Below are 19165 nucleotides of genomic sequence, written 5' to 3' on the forward strand. Positions count from 1 at the left end.
AAGTTTTGCACTGGACATATATGTTTATTTATTTAGATATAAACTGAACACAAAGAATAGAAAAACTCTATATGCAGTCTTTCTCAGATTAATTTAACTTCCCTCTGACGCATACAAGGGAATCCCCATTTTTAACATCTGGTCTCTCAAATCTTGGGTTCGACCTGGAGGCAACTGAGCGTGTATAAAAGAATTGACTTCACTTACTCGTATATTTAATAACTCAGCTAAAACTTTAGAAGTGTAACCATGCCGTATTAAGCGGGGTTCTAAATCGTTAAGTCCTACGTTCAAGACAGCTTCAGCCAGATCAGGGGTGACAGGTTTTGTTGCTGCTTGATAAGCGTCTTCAAAAGCCCTCTGCAAATAATGTTCGATTTGCAATGGAGTCGTCAATCGTTCTGCTAAAAATGCAATAGCTTCATCGGTAATCAAATCTTCAGGCAGATAATCATCATAAATACACTCGCTCAACAGCCACTTTATATACTCAACCTGATGTCCTCTAATCCCTTCTAAACTAAAAATATTGGTTCGAGCACCAATCTCTTCCAAAGAGGGTCGGCGCAGATCGTTTTTCAACTTGGGATGACCCAGTAGCACTACAGATAAAGTGCAACCGCTTTGACGTACCAATTCAATTAAACGCTTAATTTTGACTAACGTACTATGATGAATATCATGAGCTTCATCGACAAAAAGCACTATAGGTTTACGGCGTTTTTGAATTAAAGCCAACAATTTTCGTTCTCTAAGTTCTGGGTGAGTCGGTGGTTTAGCATCCTTTTCTATGCTTAAATCCAAAAACAAAGCACTCATCAAAACCCCGACGTTGACCTTATCTTTGTCAAGGGCAAGGCAACGAGAAATAATGATGTCTTTTTCGGAGGACAATTCCAATTGCAGTCGTTGTAAAGTTGTTGTTTTACCACAGCCAACAACACCTGTTATCGCAATCAAACGACCTTGCCTAATTTGGGGTTTCAGTTCTTTGAATAGATTTGTCTGCTCCTGAGTCTCAAAATATCCCACATGATCTAAGGTACGTTTAAGACCAAAATAAGTCATGACATCACTCAACATGGCTCGTACCTGTAATGGGGTTAAAGAAATCTCGAATTTGTTTCATTACCTCCTGCTTATTGAGAGTAGTGAGAAGAACCGCATCAATATAAGCCATCTGTTCAGGGGTAAGTTTGGCTAATGGACGTGCCAAATAATCAGCAATCGCTAATTTGGCTGCAATCACCGTGCTAAATGTCAGTTCTTGAAATGGGTTAGGCTCAACAAAAGGCTGCACTTTCAATTGGGTTGTATTATTCTCGAAATCATTCTGGTTGCCTTTACTAATGACAGAGTTTGGTAAAGACAACTGTTTAGCTAAAGATTCAATCCGCTCCGCCCGTTTCTGCGTTCGTGTTTTCTTGAAACTACGGTAGCGATGTAGGGGGATTGGGCCATCTACGGGTAGAAACGGCCCATAGCGACGTTCACCATGTTCTACATACAGTTCGTTATCGAACAAGCCCCACCACAGAACTACAGTTTCTCCAGCCAAATCAGGCTCCACCTCATAAGCCACACCCTCAACCGTAACGCGAGCATCGATGCCGACTTTGCGACATTCGGGTGAACGTGCGAATGTACAAAAACGCTCCCAATTACACATTTGACGGATGCCTAACTCAGGTAAATTGCTCACCCAGTCCTCTATCCGGGAATGAGGTTCGCTGCGATGGGGTCGGCTATTGTAATGGAGCAAAAACTTCATCAACCAAGCATTCGCCTCAGCTTCGGTCTCCGGTTCATGCAGGTGGTAGAGAGTTTCGTGCATTTCTTTCACAGTGCGAAACGGTCGTTCCACCTTGCCTTTAGAACGAGCCGTTACCCGTCGTCCATCCTTGCCATTCGGTAAATGGGTACGTACTTCAATTCCCAAATAACCCATAACTTTTTGAAACACCAAGCTCTTAGCAATGGGGCCATTGTCCATGTACAGCATTTGGGGAATGCCTTGAAAGGGAAAGTCTGTCTCTTTTTTAGGTGACATGGCGGCAAACATAAACCGCAGTGCTGCTTCCACATCCTCGCCGTAAACAGCGTGGTATTCTTGGTATGCCACACCACTTCGGTCATCCACGACACTATAAAGCATTAACAAGGGATGCCCCCGCCCCGGTTCTATAAAGGCTGGTGTTTTTACGTGCTTGAGGTCGGATGGACTCAGGTCAAAATGCCAACATTGATTGCTCTGTTCTGCCTGGAAGCGAACAGCAGGTGGTTGTCGCAGCAGGGTATTGCGGTCGTAGCCCCATTTGTTGAGATAACGATTGACGGTGGTTGGTTTGAGCAAACCTACTGGCACGGTGACATGACCATCTGGTGTGTTGATGCCATCTTCTTCCAATAAGCGAATTGCTTGCACGGTAGATAAATGGCGACCTTTACGGTTAGATGTGCGTATTTTAATGGCAGCAATGATTTCGCAATATCGCTCCAGAGTTGCTTTTGGAATTACACGCGGGACATCACAATCAGCGCGACGTACTGGGCGAATTCCATTGCCTTCTCGCAGTGTTCGATACACCGTATCTTCGGAAATGCCATACAGTTGCGCTATTTCTTGGACTAATACCCGACGGGATGGACTGCGCGGTGGTAGTTGGTCTAAGCGGCGACGTAGGTCTACGATGGCATCAATTGGTATTTGTTTCTTGGGCATCCTATGATTTCTCCACTAATTTATCGGGGCGTGGGTGGAGATGTTTACGTGACAACCAATCGTAGAGAGTCGAAGGTGAACAATCGACCAGTTTGGCAATTGAGCGTTTGCTAATCCCTTTGGCTAGATAGCTACGAATTTCTGCTTCCCTTGTGTCCAGTTTTAAATGTGCAGATTGTCGTCCTTTAGGTCGTCCCAACGTTTTTCCCTCGGCTTTACGCTTGGCTAGGGCTTCGGTTGTTCTCAGTACAATCAATTCCCGTTCGATTTCTGCTGCCAAGCCTAAAACCGTTGCTGTAATTCGACTTTGCATGGAGTCATCCAGTACCATACCTTGTTTGGCGATATGGACGTTGATTCCTCGACGCACACAGCACTCCAGCATTTCTAAGACTTGTAAGGTGGAGCGTGCCATCCGACTCACTTCTGAAAAAATGACGACATCGGATTCTTGTGCTGTTTGATTCAGTAGTTGTCCTACACCTCGCTCTAACCATTTCTCCCGCCCAGAAATTGTGTCCTCTATAAACTCGATGGGACTCAAACCATGGATGTTGGCATATTCTAAAATGCCGTGTCGTTGGTTGTGTAAGTCTTGTTTGTCGCTGGAGACCCTCAGATAAGCATAAATAGCCATATCCCTACAAGAGTCGGTAAAAACCGCTTTATAGATTTAATTGAACGGTATTAGTCCAAATTAAACCACGAAAAGCGTACATATATGTCCAATATAAAAGTTCGTATAAATTGGACACTCTTGAGGTGATAAATGTTGTAATCCAACCACTGCAAGAGTTACAGCTTATTTGCAGTGATTGTGGTTTTATTTGCAGTGATTGTGGTTTGTTTGCAACTATTGTGGTTTCATTTGCAACTATTGTGGTTTGGAGACCCCCCTTATTTGCAGTTAATGTGGTTTGAAAATTGACTTGTTTGCAGTTTGAAGCGTTTATGTTTGCAGTTTGCTACAGGTAATTGCCTCGATCAAGTCCCGATCAGCAAGTTTGTTTCTGTCGCTTTTGAACTCAATGGTTAGGGTTTCCTGGGGTGGTAAGGCTGGAGTCATAGGTGGCTATCTCCTCCAGTTTGTAGTAAGGGAGTAACTCGGACTTTGCCAGTGAGGAGGTCTTGCATAAGCCCCCGCTTCTGGCTTTGATATTTTGCGAGTGATACTTGTAATTCGCAAATTACCTGATCAGAATATTGTAACTTATTGGCGATATCTCTTGATTCTTATGAGGTGATATTAATGATGTACCCAACGCTGTATGAAACTCAGAAATTGCCGATGTAAAGCGCCAAAAAACTTTTAACTTCCACCGCAATTTTCTCCTCTCCTCGCTCTGAACTAGAGATGTAGTTCCAACCTAGTATACCAAATCCCAATTCTCAGCCATTCTGCACCATCCAAACCAGAAAACCCAAAATTTGCTCAACCGGAGGGAGCGGATAATCAGTCAAATCAATCGTCACAGTTTGCCCTTCCAGTTTGAGAAACCGCCAAACTGTACCGCTCGTCACTGTTCCGTAAATCGTTGAAATCGGTTGTTGCTTCTGTTGATTGAAGCGTTGGGCAGCCACCATCTCGGCTAAACATTGTCCTAGTCCTGGTTTCAAATCTTCTTTCTTCGCTTCCACCAAAACCACCGCCGGGGCTTTAATAAACAACTGCTCTGGAGAGCGACTAATCAGAAAATCGACATAACCTGTTAAATCAACCTCTGGCTGCACGTTGAATTCTTCACCGGAAAAAATACTAATCTGTCCATTAAGCTGACGTTTAACTTCTAACAAAACAGGATTGATAATCGCTTCAGAACGAGCTTTTTCACTACTGACTGCGATCGCCCAAGGTAACGATTCTTTCAACGTATCTTTGAGTAAAGCAGTTGGATTAACTGGGGAAATCTCAGGGAGAAAGCGATCGCCTTCAACGATGGTGAGTTGAAAATCATCTACCGCTTTACTCAGTGTAAATTTACGATAAGGCATAAAGGTTTACGCAATTTATTTATCAATTTAAAAGCCCTCGAATTTGACACTCTCCTAACAGATTATTGATGCCCTAAATTATACAACTCCTTGACAAGCTAATCGAGTATTGTTTTTAGGCTTATTTCTTTCTAACTGCTATTTAACTTGAGCCGGAAGGGGCGGTTGCACCTTAACTGGGAACAGGGATAATACTTCTGGCTGTTTCATGTCAGTTGTAAATGATTACAACCTCGGCAGTGCTATTGGAGTTTGTACTAATGCAGCAATTTTTTGAGCTAGTTGATTAAAGTCTCGGTAAGCACTTTGTACAGCTTGAATATGAGCACCGATCGCTCCATCTGCTGGTTTAAGATGAAACATCGGTTTGTGAGCTTCTTGAGCCAGAGGCATGAGACTTTGATAGTGTTTTAGTAAGGCTAAACAGTAGGGATCTTCTGATAGCAATAGCTTACTATTTTCTTCTTCAATTAATACGGCTTCCCGATAAACATTAGGAATTCGAGCCATCCATCGTTGATAAGCTTTAACTGGACGGTCTAGCCTTACTGAATGTTGCAGGACAATATACCCAAGCGGTTGCATTTGACCAGTTGGAAGTCTTAAATCAGAGACAGGATTCTTTGCTAATCGTTCGTTCCATTCTTCTCGCCAGCGTCTAAGAGTTGGGCCGAGATTTTTCAATCCTTGCAGTGAGAATAAATCAGGGGATAGAGGAACAACTACATAATCAGATGCAATTAAAGCAGCCCGGTTAATCGCTCCTAAATTTGGGCCCAGGTCTGCCAAAATAATATCAGCTTGATGGGTTTGAGCAGCAGCTTGTAGCAATCGCCAAAAAGCAGAAATGACTCGAAAAGAACGTTCTTTTCTATCCATACATCCTGACCATTCTGCGGAAAGATCATCTTCAAATCCAGAGAGTAATAAATCTCCCACCAGTAAAGCTAAATTTTCTTCTATTAGCTCTAATTGTGGAGTTGCAATATCGCCAATTCCTCTAATTAAAGGTTGCACACAACGAAATATAGTGTTGGGTTGTTGGCTTTCTTCCCAAATTTCTTCTAATCGGTTTTCATCTAGAAATGCGGCGGTAAGATTAGCTTGGGGGTCTAAATCTGCTGCTACAACCCGCAGTCCTAAATCACAATACATCCAGGCTAAATGGTAAACTAACGAAGTTTTTCCAACCCCGCCTTTATTATTAAAAAAAGTAATTATGGGAACAGTCATGGATGCCTCCTGATAATCACTAATATATGAGCATCTCCAATCACAAATTCTGGGAGTGGATTGCCGTTTTTTTGTAGTTCTTTTCGAGCTAGTGAGATCCCGATACCAAATCTCTGGACATAGCCTAAATTTTTCATTGCTTCTGCTAGGTTGGGATTACGATAATCAGTGATTCCCGGTTGACCAAAGTTATCGCGGTTAACTTGTCCGAAGGGGCCACCAGGATTTTGAATTTCGATGCGATCGCTAAACCAAGTCATTCGCACGGGTGCGTAAGTTCCTTCATAAGTCCGATGTAAAACAGCATTTCTAGCTAACTGTTGCAAAGCGACTAAAGGATAATCAGCTTGTTTTATTTCTACAGGTTGAGCCGTAAGATTTGAAGCAATTGAAATATGTGCTAACAAGGTTTCATCTAATAATCTCAGCATCATAGAAATCGGCCCAGAAATTTCTTTTTGGTCTTTAATTGGGTCGGTTAACTCAGTCCCTTCAATTCGTAAAAATTGAATATAAGCACCAGGAACGAATTGTCTGGACTCTTTACCGATTACTAAAGCGCCTAAGTTAGTTGGAAAAATAGGAGTTTGGATACGGGTTGTAAACCGAACTGATGCTAATTGTTGTTCAACAGTTCTTTGATTTTGTTCTAAGATATCTAGAGGCAAGCTAGCAGGTAAATATTCTTGCTGAAATAAGCTTAAATTTAGATCATCTAATGTAGCCGAAGGTAAAGATTGAATATCAAAAGGTAAGTCTCTAGAACGACGTTTTTCTGATAGGCGGCGTTCTTCTTCAGGGGTAGCAGTGGCGCGACGTGGCCCTACTCGCACCCAAACTCGTCCGTTGAAGCGAACGGGGGGAGCATCTGACGGTTCTACAATCACAACAGCTAACTCACAACCTGCTAAAGTTCGCTTTTGCACGGTTATGCTGGGAAAAGGGAGGATATTGCCATCCGAGCGCATATCAGAGAGCGTTCGCAACAGTTCGTCAGTAACGCTGATATGGGCACAAGTTCCATCATCGTTCACACCAATAAATAATATCCCTGGTTTTTGGTGGTTGGGTAAATCATTGGCAAAAGCACAAATAGCCTGACGCAGCGCACTACGATCCGATGAGAGGGAAGCTTTTCGTTCTACGCGATCGGATTCTAAATCTTGTAATAAACTCTCTAATTGCGAATCATCCATAAGTCGATATCAAGCCAATAGCGATCGCGCAAGTTACAAGCACTCACCCACTCGTTTACTGTAGCACCGTTAGCTTGTTCGTAGGCGATTAGTAGCCGCCGCCTGGGACGGCTACGCAACTCCAACAGCGATCGCCCATGAATCCCGTCATGGAGTTTTGCAATATGAAGACTTCCTAGAAGTGCCTAGAGTCCTTAAACATTGATGCAACAGTTCAGGGAGTTGGTCTCCTAGTTGCAGCAGTTGGGTGGAGAGAGCGTCGGGAACTTCAATGGTAATTTGTGCCATTGTTGCTCAAACAGTTTTGATAGAGAGACTTGAGTTAGTCCTTATTAATTATAGTGGACTTGAATTACAATAAAATAGGTTTAGCACTCAACAAAACCTAACTTAGCCTTAACTTTTGGGTAGCTTTATGGTTCAACGAATAGAGGAAATACTGGGTACAACAATTACTGAGTATACTCCCAATGCCATTAAATTTCAGGGCTTGTCCTTAGAGACATTACAACAGATTCTTGAAGAGGGATACACCACACCCTCTGCAAAATTTAATGCGGCTCCATCTGTGAGTTCATATATTGAATTTGGGCAACGATGTCAAAAACAAGGAGTCACACCAACTTTTGATGGCATAGCATTTCCTGATGAACCAACACCAGATTTAGTAATTGATGCAATAACAGTTGTTGGCGTAAAAGACTTAGATTTCGCGGGTGAATTTGTGCAATTCGTTTGGGGTTGTGATGAAATTGAAATAAATTCTCAAAAATTGTATGCTTGGTGGGATTAACTTCAAACTTCGTCAAGCCATAATTTTATCAATTATAACGATAACTCATGATTGATTTTTTAAAATATCTTGCTGAATCAGTTCATCAATAGTTTGCTGAGATGGAAATGAATTGCCGATTTTTTCTCCCAATTCTAAGAGTTGTTTTAAGGTGGGATATTTGAGATTTCGCAAGTCAGTTGCATTAACTTGAGTATTCCCATTAAATAAGCGAAAGAATGAATCGACTAAAGTTGAATTTAAGTAAGCCGTTAGTCCTCTTGCTAAAGAAAGGGGTAATCCTTTGCCCTGGTGATGAAAATAGTTGAGATGGTTTTCAAAACCCACCCATTGGTAATTCAGGGAATTAGCATCATAAACAACAGCAACAACTCGCTTCTTTTCTTCTTTAGCAGAAAACCTCCTTGTCAAAACATAATGTTCATTATTAGAAGAATATTGAATCGGTTTGGGGGTTTGAATTTGACTTAACGTTAAGTTTAAAACCATTTTAAATTATATTAAATCAGAATTGAGTAGCCAGGTTGAGAATTTCTTCTCGTTTTTATTGTAATAAGTTTCTTAAATTCATCATTTAAACTGTTGATAATTTTTTCAATTTTAGCATATTTTCTTAGGTTAAATAGTTTATTGGAGTTTGTACTAATACAGCAATTTTTTGAGCTAGTTGATTAAAGTCTCGGTAAGCACTTTGTACAGCTTGAAGATGAGCACCAATCCCTCCATCTGCGGGTTTAAGATGAAACATCGGTTTGTGAGCTTCTTGAGCCATTAGAGGTTTTATCTTGGTATAATCAACAAGGCGTTCGCTATTTAACGCCAGAAGAACAGTTAGCGTTGTATCGAGAACGGTTTGGAGAATTATAAATTTGTTCAATTTTAGGAGTAAATGATGACTTCTACAATAGCTTTACAAAATATCGCAGTTTCTTTACCTGTTTTTACGGACGTGGAACAGAAAGAACGATTTTTATTTGTTTTGGGTGCGTTAACCGTTAGAGTGATAAGTTTGAGGAAAGCTGCGGAAGTGATGAATTTAGATGAAGCGGGATTATTGCAAATTTTAGATTTATTAGGAATCGAATTTTCCTATTTAGAGGATGAAGATATTCAACGGGAAAAGGACTGGTAAACGTTGTGAAAATTGTGATTAACTCATCCCCGTTAATTTTTCTCGGTAAATTAGAGTTTTTAGAATTATTTCTGGAAACGGAGGATGAATTTTATGTCCCGACGGCTGTTATTGAAGAAATTCAAGCGAAGGATGATTTGATTATTTCAGTGATTAATCCGTTAATTGAAACGGGAAAACTTCAGGTGAGACGTACAACTTTACTGTCTTTATTAAACCGCATTAATCAAAGTTTAGGACAAGGGGAGTCGGAAGCGATCTCTTTAGCAACAGAACTGCAAGCGGATTATATCATATTAGATGACTTAGCGGCTCGAAAACAAGCGATTAATTTAGGATTAAATGTTAAAGGAACTTTAGGAATTATCAAAAAGTTAACCCAAACGGGTAAGATTAATATTGCGGATAAAAATGAATTATATCAAAAACTCAGGGACATTAATTTTCGGGTGTCTCGGTCTGTTTTTGAGGGGATTTTTTTGAATTAACTCCCTAACCTCAACAACCGCGAATCACCAACCCTTACTCAAGCTTTGTGCTTTCCATCCCGATAAGACTGACCACACATCGGACAAAACCGATATTGCTCAGAGGTAATGGGGTGAGAACAGCCAGGACAGCGATCGCACAAAACCCCCCCACACAAAAAACAAAACTTGGCCCTGGGGTCAAGCCACCCCAACTCCGGCACCGTCCCCGGTGTCCAACAGCACAGACACAGTTTCAGCGCCTGAGACACCTCCACCCCCGTCCCCCGCACCGCCGCCTCCAAATACGCAACCGGAACCCCCAACACCTGAGCCAGACCCCGTTTCGCCTTTTGGCTCAAACGAGTCGTTAACCCTCTCTCAATCTTGCCAATACTTTGCAGATGCAACCCACACCCTTGCGCCAACTGCTCTTGACTCAGACGCTTCAGTCCTCGCAGTCGTCGCACGTATTCCCCCAGGGTTTCCTCGGGTTGGGGCAGAAATTCCGATGTTAAAGTGTGCATTAAAATATGCTAAAAACAGTAGTGATTAACCTCTTCTTATTTCAGCATAATTCCTGTTTTATGACAACCACAATTGCTACAATTGCTACCCAATTTTTACAGCGTCCTGAACTTTCCCCCGCTACCCGAAAGTCTTATGAACTCACCCTGATTCCCTTCCTACAACAGTATGGCTTCTCGGACATTAAAACGCTAGATCGCCAACAAGTGCGCGACTACCTCGACTCCTTAACCCACCTGAGTTACACCACCCATCGCCGCCATCAACGCATCCTCATCGCCCTCATGAACTTTGCCGTAGATGAAGGCTATATCCCCCTCAACCCCATCGCCCGCCTCAAACCCAGAAAACCCGATGCCCAGCAAGGAGAACACCACGAAGACAGCACGATCCGCTACCTTAAACCCCATCAACTCAACGCCCTATATCAAGCCATCCGCCACCTCTCCAACTGGCGACTCATGGCATTAGTCCGTTTACTACACCGCAGTGGGGCCAGAGTTAGTGAAGTCCTCGCCTTAGATCTCGACCAAATCAACTCCTCCGACCGCAAATTCCAAGTCATCGGTAAAGGCAATAAACGACGCTGGTGCTTCTACAGTGCCGATGCAGCCCAAGCCTTAGAACGCTATATTCAGGGGACTCGCCCTCCCCAGGCCACCGCCTTATTTGTCGCCCAGCACCCCAAAACCCTCCAGATCAGCCGCCTTAGCTACAGCCAAGCCTATNTGGACTAATTTAGCCAAAAGTATGTTAATTTACCTTAAAATCAAGAGTATTAATACTACTCTGGAATATGGGGGTGATAAGAAATGTTGATAAAGATGAGGTGGATGCGATCGCACAAGAAGATTATGCTGTTGAGGTGGCTGCTATTATCCAAAGTTCGATGCGTTGGGCGATGAGGCAACTTATTCACTCTATCCCAGTGGATGAGGGACTGATAGCTCTGTTTACAGTTTCAGGTTGAGAATTAATTCAATCCTGGTAGTTTCCAATCACGCACAACTTTTGTAACAGCATCGCGAGTAGCCTCTGCCCCAAAACCCCAGGCTAGCAAGGCAAAATAGTCACTCCAACCATAAGCGCCAAATGTTGGTTGCTGAACGTATAGTTGCCTAAATCCTACGCCTGCCAAGAGTGCTACGGCGATCGCGTAACCAATCCAATTAAACACAATTAAATTGCGGGCAGCTTGTACAGGATTAAGTTGTAAAGGGCGAGCATCAGGCACTTGATCGGGAAACTTAGAAGGTGATGTGTCATCGAAGTCTCTAGCAGTGATAAGTAACTGACCTCTAGCTCTCTCGTTTCCTGCCTGTTGCTTAATCGTTTGGTCTATTCTATCGATCTCATCTTCTACTTTCTGCTGCCATGTTTTGAAAGCCTCTGGATCGGTTGGAGAGAGGCTATCTAATTCCTGCTGTAAGCTTTTAGATATACGTCTTAATGATTTATCCTCTTCTTGGGCTAACTCAGTCAACTCATTTCTAAGGGTGTCAAATTGGTTGACTTTAGCTTGACCTTGCAGGTATCGGACAAGCTGTTGCCGCAAATTAATTAAATCCTCACTTAACTGTTGGGGACTTTCTTTGTCAGCTACTTGTCGCTCAATATTCTCTAATTGGATACGCACTGTCTGCACATAAGGTGCATCAGGATTATTCAGATTCTCTAAGCTATTACCTAACGAAGCGAGAGACTTGATTAGTGCTAGCCAGTCTTCTCGACCTTTACGCCATTTATCCCAAATCGTTTGGGCTTGCGCTACTGCTTGCTGTGCCTGCTCCCAGCGCTTGTTTGTTAAAGCTGTTTCTACCTCGATTAGATACCCATCAATTTTCACCTGGAAAGATTTTGCTAATTCAGGGTCAGCCTTTATCTGGGTGCGGATGCGACCAACTTGCACCACAATTTCATCACGATTTCTGCCCTCGGTGCGGTAGGCTGAAACTCCAATTCCTACTCCAACACCTAACAACAAGATTAGCAGTGGCCAAAGCCAATGGTCTTTAACTCGCACTATAACTGGAACAGTCAATTGTCCATCTGGATAAATAGCCAGCAAAACACCACTAAATTCACCGCTATGGGCAACACTTAAGTCGAACTGGACTGGGACAGTCAGTGGTTGATTGAGTTGAACTGAGGTGGCAGTTAAAATTGGACGTATGGCTGTAGCTGGCAGCACTGTAGCTCCATCAGCTCGATTCAAGTCGAGGCTGAGTATTTTTAAGTTTGCGATCGCTTGGTTAGTCTGTACGAGAAGGTGGCGTTTAACAGGGGGACAGTTAAAAAAGACCGGACATTGAGTTCCCACCACTGTAACGCTGGATGGTGTTATGGTAACTGCTGGTTCGGCTTTGGCAGGGGGGGCTACCAATACTAAACCGAGGGTTAGGCTCAACAGCCCCATCATAGTTTTTTGACCGCGCTTCATACTAACTTTCCTAATTCTGGTTTTTTGGAGTTTCTAATGCTACCTTGACCTAGTTAGAACTATTACGATAATCCGCTAGAATTATGTCTCCGAGTCCTTCTGTTTGAGCCGTTGGCTCTTGGATTATCCCACCGTTTTCCACGCTCCAACGACGCAAACTATCCAGCACGTAAGTCTTGAGATCGTCCACAGTCACAAATTCCTTTTTACCTCGGTCAGCTTTACCACTGAGTCCTTCTAGCAAGTAGTAAGTGAAAACTCCTGATTTTCGATCGAGCGATTCTCGAGCTTTCTGTTGGGCTGTGCTAGCTGCAATTAGGGCAAACCCCTCAGCTAACTCATAAACATTATGAATGAACTGCGGATCGTCTATTCCTCGTTCGGTTTCGACTCCCATGTGGCAAGCATCCAGCGTCAGCACCAGCCGTCTTGCTTTACTAGAACACATCTGTTGTTTTACTTCTGCTAACGGCAAGCCTGTTTTTGCTAAAGTTGGTAAACGAGTATCCCTGATGATTAGCACAGGTTGTTTATCGGTCAAAAGCTTGCCGTGACAAGAAAAATGTACCAATAATAGGTCATCTGGATCTACGATGCTGCAAAGCTGAATTAATTCAGCCTCTACATTGTTGCGGGTGGGGAAGCGGGCGTTACTCAAATCTAGACGATCGTGTAAACAAATAACTGTATACCCAAGTGCTTTGAGTTTCTCGTCTAATGCCACCACATCTTCTACGCAGAAATTCAAGGGTTGAACTGATGGATCGTTATAGCGGTTGACACCTACCAAAAATGCCCAACGATTCTTAATAGGACGACGCTCTTCTATTTCGGTATTTCTTATCTGTGCGTTACCCCGAATATTAGTTTCTGGATTAGCTTTTTGTATATGACTATTTGTAGTTAGTTTTTTTCCCAGAGCATTTTCCAATTGTTCAGCTAAATCTGCCAAGTGCTGGTGACGTTCATCATTTTCATCTATCAGTTCGCTTAACTGACGAACCAATAAGACAAGCACATTTTGTTGGGTATCGCCACGATGCTTGTCTCTTAAAAAGGCAATTACAGCATCTACCCTGCTGGTAAGACTATCAGCCTCGGGCAAATTTTTCAGCCAGGGTTTGAGTGGCTCAGAAGCAAAAACTGACCGGAGTTTGTTATGGCTCTCAAATTGTTCGCAATCTAACAGTGCTTTACGCAATTGATGATGCAGTTCTGAAGGAATACCAGCCATGTTGTTCTTTTACAAGCCTAGTTGCAGTGACAAATCAAAAAGTGTCTTATTAGAAATATATGGAGATAGATAGAACTGGCTAAAGCAATTCACGAAACAATCATTATGCCGTGCAGAACTACTTCAGTTGATGTTTATGTATGATTTTGCTAGTGCCGGACTGCCTATTGTGAATCCCAAACTTAATTTTTGCATCCTTTTTTGGTTAAGATCTAAAAACAACCCCAATCAATTATATACCTAGTGTTTCCTCAGTGACCTTTGGCACTTAGCAAAATCTTTGAAAATCTTGTAAAATAAGCCATAAAGTGCTAATCGTAACCTTTGTGCAAGAATTTCTATCGGCAGTATAAGCAGGCTGAATATGTTAAATTTGTTTAAGCCGTCGAGTATAGAGCGTGATTTGTCGGCAGAGCGATGATGAGTAGTCTACCAAACGAGATTGTGTGTCAATGCCGTCAAGTCCTGTTGAAATGTCAAGAATTTGATAACGATGAGTCACTTCAAGGAGTTTTTATCACTCCCGAACTTTTCCCTTTCCAATCTGGATTAAAATCAGCGGATAGTCGGAAGGGGCGGGTAGATCTCTGTCTAAAATATCTGCTTGAAAATCATTTGAGTGACGGGGGTTCTGTTTTACCAATTTTTTTGGCACAATTGCGCACTCGTTATGACCCGAAGGACGCACGGCATGGAGAACTGGCAGAACTTTGTGAATCTGTGCAAGCAGTTTTGACAACTTCAGCAAGTTTACCAGAAGAAAGCAACTTTGAGAGATTAAAGCAAGAATTGATTGCAGCATCCCAGGGATTGCTAAACTGGCCAATAACTCTGGGAAATGATCGGCAGATTGAGCGTCCTGAGTTTCAGCAATTACTGGATCGAATACAAGAAGAAAAAAGCTCTACAACTCTAATTCTAGGAAGTCCAGGTACGGGAAAATCTGCATTACTGGCAACTCTGGGACATCACCTCGCCGATCGCCAAGCCCCTTTATGGGCGATTAAGGCTGACCAGTTGGGACGAGGAGTGAATACACTGGAAGATTTGTGCAGACCTTACCTGACTATAAACCCGCATGACGCTATCAGAATCTTAGCTAAAAAGGAACCCGTTGTACTGTTAATAGACCAGCTTGATGCGGTTTCTGAGCTATTGGATCGCAAATCTGAACGACTGAATATTTTGTTAAACCTAATCCAATCTCTTTCTGGAACGTCAGGTGTGCATATTATAGCTACTTCGCGTGAATTTGAATTTCGTCATGACGTGCGGCTGTCTTGCATTAAAGCAGAAAAAATGGATTTACAACTGCCAAAGTGGGAGCAGATTGCACCTATTTTAGTTGAAGGGAAGCATAATCCTAATAGCATGGGGCAACCGTTGCGGGAATTGTTGCAAACGCCCCTTCATTTAAAGCTTTTTCTTGAAGTGGCTGCGCCAGAAGAAGAATTTAATTCGTTGCAAGCATTGCTCAATCAGTTGTGGAGTCAACGGGTTGTCGATCCAGATAGCCCATCAGACCGCCGCGAGTTGCTTGAGTTACTCGCCGAGCGCATCAGTAATGAAGAAGAGTTCTGGCTACCAACTGCGATCGCAGAAGACACTCACTCATCAGCGTGTCGAGCTTTAGAACAAGCAGAAATTCTGACCCGAAGTCCTAACGGTCTGACGATTGGATTCCGACATCAAACTTACTACGACTATACACAGGCTCGTGCCTTCGCTCGTGGTTCTGTCCCTTTAGCAGACTACGTTCTGGAACGGCAAGATGGTCTTTTCGTGCGACCCGTTCTTCTTAGTAGCCTAAATTACTTGAGGGAAACGGCTCGTAAAGAATATCATCGACAATTACAAAAATTACTACGGTCAGAATTACGACTTCATATCAGTACCCTATTGCTGGAATTTGTAGGATCACAAAAAGATCCTGATGACACAGAAGCGCAACTTTTCTTACCACTTTTAAATTTGGAAACTGAGGGACAACGGCTATTAGCTAATGTTACTGGCAGTCCTGGTTGGTTTTCTCGCTTGCGCGATCGCCCAGATTTTGGACAGTGGTTGGATAAATCGCCCGAACAAGCGGTTTATTGCGTATCCTTGCTCAGTACAGCTATGCTATTTGCTCCTGAAGACGTTTTAGAACTTTTAGAAGAGTGTTGGTTGAGCGATCGCACCTACGATACTCTAAGTTTTAGAGTGCTGCTGAATCTTCAACAATGGACTGAGCGGTCAGTAAGTTTAGCCAGCCAGATAGTGAGACGTTCGCCAACTTCTCAATGGGATATATCTGAACTGGTGGAGCGAATAGCAGAAAACACCCCGGAACTTGCCCCTAGACTTTGGCGTGCTTATTTAGATTGGCAGTTAGAGCAGGCTTTAACAAAAGCAAACGAACCATTACCAGAGTTACCATCAAATGCTACTGAAGAGCAACGAGCAATTCATGGTTACCTTCATCGTCCCTTGAAGGAAGTTGAAGATCTAATAGAACGCAAAGAAGATTTTTACAAGTTAGAAAGTTTTGCTGAAGCCACACCAAAAGCTTTTTTAGATTCTGTCTGGCCCTGGTTTCTGGATGCCATAAATCGAATTGCATATCAAAAAAATTCGCTTTCTGTAGGTTATCGTGACGATAGTGCTACAAATAAAAGTTTTCAAGGAGAATTTCCATCAGGGGCTGTTGTGAGATCGTTATTAATTGGTATTTCAGAGTTAGCCAAGCAAAATATTCATGATTTTTTGGATTTTCTAAGCAAAAATTTGGGTTCCGATTTGCAAATTGTCCATCGCTTGCTAGCTCGCGGATTGGAACATATAGCTAAAGAGGAACCACAGCAGGTGTTAGAATATTTGATTGGCGACCCAAGACGCTTGAGTTTGGGAGATCACGAAGACCACTACAGAGAAACAAAACGGCTAATAGCGTCAGTTTTTCCTTACTTAGACCCATTAGAACGAACTCGCATTGAGGAAGTAATAATAGCTTTCAAATACTATAACCATCTACCTCCACAATTATCAGCGAAGGAAAAATTTCAATTTTTAAAATGGCAGCGCCAAGACCGACTACGCCTTTTGCGTGCCTTTCCGGTTGAGTATTTGAGTTCAAAAACTAAGCGACTGAGAGATGAAGAAGAACGGGCATTGCCTGAAACTGATGATTATGCAAGCCGTATGTACGGTGGTTTCATCGGAGCGCGTATAACTTTGGACGAAATGGCTCGTGCTTCAGATGAAGATATATTGCGATTGTTTGACTTACTGCCAGATAAAATGGCATGGGACAACCCCAGACGGCAATCGTTTGAAGACTTTTCCCGTGCCGGAGGTGCTGTGCAATTGTCTCGCGAGTTTGGTCAACTGGCTAAAAGAGTACCTGAGCGCGTTGCTAACTTAGTTCAGTACCTCCAACCAGGCGAACATGAAACTTATGCAGGCGCAGCTATAGAAGGGTTAGCTGAGACTGATGTTTCGACTGCTGAGTTAATTTGTATCATTGAAGCTCTCGAAAGTCGAGGGTTTACATCAAGAAATTTTCGTTCTAGCGCTGCATCTGCTCTTGAAAAACGCGCTCGTCGCGATGGTCTTCCCAGTATGATCCTTTCCCGTTTGGAAAATTGGTTGGTTGAAGAAGTAGAACCAACTTTGTCAACGGAAGAACAAGAGACAAGAAACAAAACTGAACAGCAAAAGGAACCTATTTTTTGGGGTTCAGGTGGCACCTTTTTCCTACCACAAGGACGAGGTTCTATTTTACCCGCGATCGCTGCTGGTTATCTTAATCAGCAACCGCCCGATCTAGAGAACTGGACGCGCATTATTGAGGAACAATTGCAGCGAGAGCGGCACCCTAGTATTTGGGTTTTAATATTAAACTATATGCCCCCGTTACTTAATGGTGATCGACAACGAGCCACACAGCTTTTTGATGCAATTATCCAAACTTATCCGGCAGTATTGCGTTATGAGTTTGCATTGCATAGTATTTCTTGCGCTATTGGATGGTTTGAACCAAAGGAAAAGATTCAGGGATGGATAGAGAAACTGCTAGATGATGGTTCTAGCTTTTGTTGTCAAGCTTACGGAGAATTACTCCTAATTTACTACTGCCAATATCAAGATACCTGGTCAAGGGAACAAATAGAAAGCCATTTAACTAAGCAAGGCGATGAAATTATTCTTTATGGTTTAGCACAGGCTGCTAGTTATTTATGGGAACAAAAAAAGTGTCGGAAAATAGCAACAACAATCCTATGTATGTTAGCATCATCCTCTTCCTCCTGTATTCAAGATACTGTAGCTAATGTTTTTTGTTGGAACCAAAATAATTTTAAACTCAACTTAGAAATGCGAAAAGTTGTCCAAGCTGCCTGTGAGAACCCGCCTGTATTGCTTAAGGCAGCTTACGATCTTATTGAGTTACTTGAACCAGAGACAGGTCGGGAACCTGGTCTTGTATCGGAGGTCTGCCAAGCAATACTCAATGCTGGTAGTTCAAATCTCAATAATGCGAGTTCCTTTCTACCTTTAGGAACTGCAAGTTTAACAAATATAGTTTTAACATTGCATCGTCAAGACATCTATCGAGAAAGGGGATTATCTATATTTGAAAAATTACTTTCTCTAAATCTGGTAGAAGCTCGCGTTGCTCTGGAAGTTCTAGATAGGAAGCCTAATCAAATAACTTATTTGCCTCGACGAAGACGGCGAATGCGAAGACAAACGTCATAACATTTAGGCAATGAAATAACAGTCACTCCTCATTTTTGGAGTTTGGTGATCACTTTTTGATAAAACTAGCTGATATCATACATTTACATTGAGACAATAGATAAATACAATCCGAGTTTAGGCAGTCTTTTTAAAGATTTTATGTCATTGATTTTTTAGTTGGGATGAAGAAGACTCTGATCCTTTATACGGACTACTTTGAGTAATTGAATTTTCAATTATCTGCTTAGTTTCTTGCCTTGTGACTGGAGTAATACGACCTCCAGCGCCATCTTGTCGGGTGACGTTTGTTATTTGGCCAGAGTGCATGGAAGGCTTATCTCCGTTTGAAAGTTTGTCATTCATTTTTTGTTTTGGATGAAGAAGATGGGCGTTGCTTGGATTGACTGCTCTGAGTAACCGAGTTTTCGAGCATCTCTTTGCTTTCTTTTCCTGTGAGGGAGGTAGCACGACCATCGGCGGCTCGAAGGCTATCTAAATCATCAATCGGTATATTAAGGATAGCATCTAGAATTAGCGGATGTTCTTCACACCAGAGGGCTATTGCATTAGAGATTTCTTCAACATCATCTGGGAGGGTTGAAAGTAAATCTTTTAAATCTGCACGGTCTTCTGCTGTAAATAGTTCGGGTTGAGTTTGTACTAAATAAACAAAAGTTATGATATTTTCTTCGTAATCAGATAATGACAT

Annotated in this window: 18 protein-coding genes; 5 read left to right on the forward strand and 13 right to left on the reverse strand. The window is 42.4% G+C overall.

Annotated features, from left to right (window positions below; all coding sequences use genetic code 11):
• Positions 1–93 precede the first annotated feature (93 nt).
• The 7 genes from PL9631_RS02655 to PL9631_RS02685 form a co-directional block, all read right to left on the reverse strand.
• Positions 94–1068 carry an ExeA family protein gene (locus tag PL9631_RS02655; RefSeq protein ID WP_231516619.1) on the reverse strand — a complete coding sequence of 325 codons (975 nt, stop codon included), beginning with the start codon at positions 1066–1068 and terminating at the stop codon, positions 94–96.
• A 4-nt stretch (positions 1069–1072) separates the two neighbouring features.
• Positions 1073–2707 carry a DDE-type integrase/transposase/recombinase gene (locus PL9631_RS02660; RefSeq protein WP_156090438.1) on the reverse strand — a complete coding sequence of 545 codons (1635 nt, stop codon included), beginning with the start codon at positions 2705–2707 and terminating at the stop codon, positions 1073–1075.
• 16 nt (positions 2708–2723) lie between these two features.
• Positions 2724–3359, reverse strand: a complete 636-nt coding sequence (locus PL9631_RS02665) for a recombinase family protein (RefSeq protein ID WP_083616712.1) — start codon at positions 3357–3359, stop codon at positions 2724–2726.
• A 752-nt stretch (positions 3360–4111) separates the two neighbouring features.
• A complete protein-coding gene (locus tag PL9631_RS02670; RefSeq protein ID WP_083616714.1) occupies positions 4112–4714 on the reverse strand; it encodes a hypothetical protein in 603 nt (200 codons plus the stop codon).
• Between the two features lie 225 nt (positions 4715–4939).
• Entirely contained in the window at positions 4940–5947 is a 1008-nt protein-coding gene (locus tag PL9631_RS02675) for a ParA family protein (protein WP_083616716.1), read from the reverse strand.
• Positions 5944–7143 (reverse strand): ATP-binding protein, encoded by a 1200-nt coding sequence (locus PL9631_RS02680; RefSeq protein WP_083616718.1) that lies wholly within the window; start codon positions 7141–7143, stop codon positions 5944–5946. Before PL9631_RS02680 ends, PL9631_RS02675 begins: the two co-directional genes overlap by 4 nt.
• Positions 7125–7268 carry a hypothetical protein gene (locus PL9631_RS02685; protein ID WP_156090422.1) on the reverse strand — a complete coding sequence of 48 codons (144 nt, stop codon included), beginning with the start codon at positions 7266–7268 and terminating at the stop codon, positions 7125–7127. Before PL9631_RS02685 ends, PL9631_RS02680 begins: the two co-directional genes overlap by 19 nt.
• Before the next feature lie 290 nt (positions 7269–7558).
• On the opposite strand from PL9631_RS02685, the gene PL9631_RS02690 reads away from it, so the two are divergent.
• Complete coding sequence (locus PL9631_RS02690) at positions 7559–7936, forward strand: hypothetical protein (RefSeq protein WP_083616720.1); 378 nt, start codon at positions 7559–7561, stop codon at positions 7934–7936.
• A 45-nt stretch (positions 7937–7981) separates the two neighbouring features.
• Here the strand turns inward: PL9631_RS02690 and PL9631_RS02695 are convergent, their stop codons facing one another.
• On the reverse strand, positions 7982–8425 hold the full coding sequence (locus PL9631_RS02695) for a hypothetical protein (protein WP_197046242.1): 444 nt from the start codon (positions 8423–8425) through the stop codon (positions 7982–7984).
• A 124-nt stretch (positions 8426–8549) separates the two neighbouring features.
• The gene (locus PL9631_RS26610) at positions 8550–8708 is read right to left on the reverse strand and encodes a hypothetical protein (RefSeq protein WP_156090423.1); all 159 of its coding nucleotides are present in this window, start codon (positions 8706–8708) and stop codon (positions 8550–8552) included.
• A 117-nt stretch (positions 8709–8825) separates the two neighbouring features.
• Here PL9631_RS26610 and PL9631_RS02705 point away from each other — a divergent pair, with 117 nt between their 5' ends.
• On the forward strand, positions 8826–9068 hold the full coding sequence (locus tag PL9631_RS02705) for a hypothetical protein (RefSeq protein WP_231516620.1): 243 nt from the start codon (positions 8826–8828) through the stop codon (positions 9066–9068).
• Between the two features lie 14 nt (positions 9069–9082).
• Positions 9083–9556: a DUF3368 domain-containing protein gene (locus PL9631_RS02710; protein WP_231516621.1), complete on the forward strand. Its 474-nt coding sequence runs from the start codon at positions 9083–9085 to the stop codon at positions 9554–9556.
• A 38-nt stretch (positions 9557–9594) separates the two neighbouring features.
• On the opposite strand, the gene PL9631_RS02715 is transcribed toward PL9631_RS02710, so the two are convergent.
• Positions 9595–10062, reverse strand: coding sequence for a helix-turn-helix domain-containing protein (locus PL9631_RS02715; protein WP_079680084.1), 468 nt, complete (start codon positions 10060–10062; stop codon positions 9595–9597).
• Between the two features lie 285 nt (positions 10063–10347).
• On the opposite strand from PL9631_RS02715, the gene PL9631_RS02720 reads away from it, so the two are divergent.
• Positions 10348–10800, forward strand: a complete 453-nt coding sequence (locus tag PL9631_RS02720; protein ID WP_456238465.1) for a tyrosine-type recombinase/integrase — start codon at positions 10348–10350, stop codon at positions 10798–10800.
• A gap of 236 nt (positions 10801–11036) precedes the next feature.
• On the opposite strand, the gene PL9631_RS02730 is transcribed toward PL9631_RS02720, so the two are convergent.
• Positions 11037–12503 (reverse strand): GAS domain-containing protein, encoded by a 1467-nt coding sequence (locus tag PL9631_RS02730; RefSeq protein WP_083616726.1) that lies wholly within the window; start codon positions 12501–12503, stop codon positions 11037–11039.
• 49 nt (positions 12504–12552) lie between these two features.
• Complete coding sequence (locus PL9631_RS02735) at positions 12553–13737, reverse strand: caspase family protein (RefSeq protein WP_083616728.1); 1185 nt, start codon at positions 13735–13737, stop codon at positions 12553–12555.
• 420 nt (positions 13738–14157) lie between these two features.
• Between PL9631_RS02735 and PL9631_RS02740 the strand changes: the two genes are divergently transcribed.
• Complete coding sequence (locus PL9631_RS02740) at positions 14158–18474, forward strand: NACHT domain-containing protein (protein ID WP_331281247.1); 4317 nt, start codon at positions 14158–14160, stop codon at positions 18472–18474.
• 337 nt (positions 18475–18811) lie between these two features.
• Here the strand turns inward: PL9631_RS02740 and PL9631_RS02745 are convergent, their stop codons facing one another.
• Entirely contained in the window at positions 18812–19165 is a 354-nt protein-coding gene (locus tag PL9631_RS02745) for a hypothetical protein (RefSeq protein ID WP_083616732.1), read from the reverse strand.

This window comes from Planktothrix paucivesiculata PCC 9631 (assembly GCF_900009265.2).
Lineage (GTDB): Bacteria > Cyanobacteriota > Cyanobacteriia > Cyanobacteriales > Microcoleaceae > Planktothrix > Planktothrix paucivesiculata.

What these genes read in the sequence shown, in the direction of transcription:
- PL9631_RS02680 (WP_083616718.1), bottom strand. Translation starts at nt 7,143, where the DNA reads ATGGATGATTCGCAATTAGAGAGTTTATTACAAGATTTAGAATCCGAT.
- PL9631_RS02655 (WP_231516619.1), bottom strand. Translation starts at nt 1,068, where the DNA reads ATGACTTATTTTGGTCTTAAACGTACCTTAGATCATGTGGGATATTTT.
- PL9631_RS02690 (WP_083616720.1), top strand. Translation starts at nt 7,559, where the DNA reads ATGGTTCAACGAATAGAGGAAATACTGGGTACAACAATTACTGAGTAT.
- PL9631_RS02735 (WP_083616728.1), bottom strand. Translation starts at nt 13,737, where the DNA reads ATGGCTGGTATTCCTTCAGAACTGCATCATCAATTGCGTAAAGCACTG.
- PL9631_RS02705 (WP_231516620.1), top strand. Translation starts at nt 8,826, where the DNA reads ATGATGACTTCTACAATAGCTTTACAAAATATCGCAGTTTCTTTACCT.
- PL9631_RS26610 (WP_156090423.1), bottom strand. Translation starts at nt 8,708, where the DNA reads ATGGCTCAAGAAGCTCACAAACCGATGTTTCATCTTAAACCCGCAGAT.
- PL9631_RS02740 (WP_331281247.1), top strand. Translation starts at nt 14,158, where the DNA reads ATGAGTAGTCTACCAAACGAGATTGTGTGTCAATGCCGTCAAGTCCTG.
- PL9631_RS02730 (WP_083616726.1), bottom strand. Translation starts at nt 12,503, where the DNA reads ATGAAGCGCGGTCAAAAAACTATGATGGGGCTGTTGAGCCTAACCCTC.
- PL9631_RS02745 (WP_083616732.1), bottom strand. Translation starts at nt 19,165, where the DNA reads ATGTCATTATCTGATTACGAAGAAAATATCATAACTTTTGTTTATTTA.
- PL9631_RS02670 (WP_083616714.1), bottom strand. Translation starts at nt 4,714, where the DNA reads ATGCCTTATCGTAAATTTACACTGAGTAAAGCGGTAGATGATTTTCAA.
- PL9631_RS02675 (WP_083616716.1), bottom strand. Translation starts at nt 5,947, where the DNA reads ATGACTGTTCCCATAATTACTTTTTTTAATAATAAAGGCGGGGTTGGA.
- PL9631_RS02715 (WP_079680084.1), bottom strand. Translation starts at nt 10,062, where the DNA reads ATGCACACTTTAACATCGGAATTTCTGCCCCAACCCGAGGAAACCCTG.
- PL9631_RS02665 (WP_083616712.1), bottom strand. Translation starts at nt 3,359, where the DNA reads ATGGCTATTTATGCTTATCTGAGGGTCTCCAGCGACAAACAAGACTTA.
- PL9631_RS02695 (WP_197046242.1), bottom strand. Translation starts at nt 8,425, where the DNA reads ATGGTTTTAAACTTAACGTTAAGTCAAATTCAAACCCCCAAACCGATT.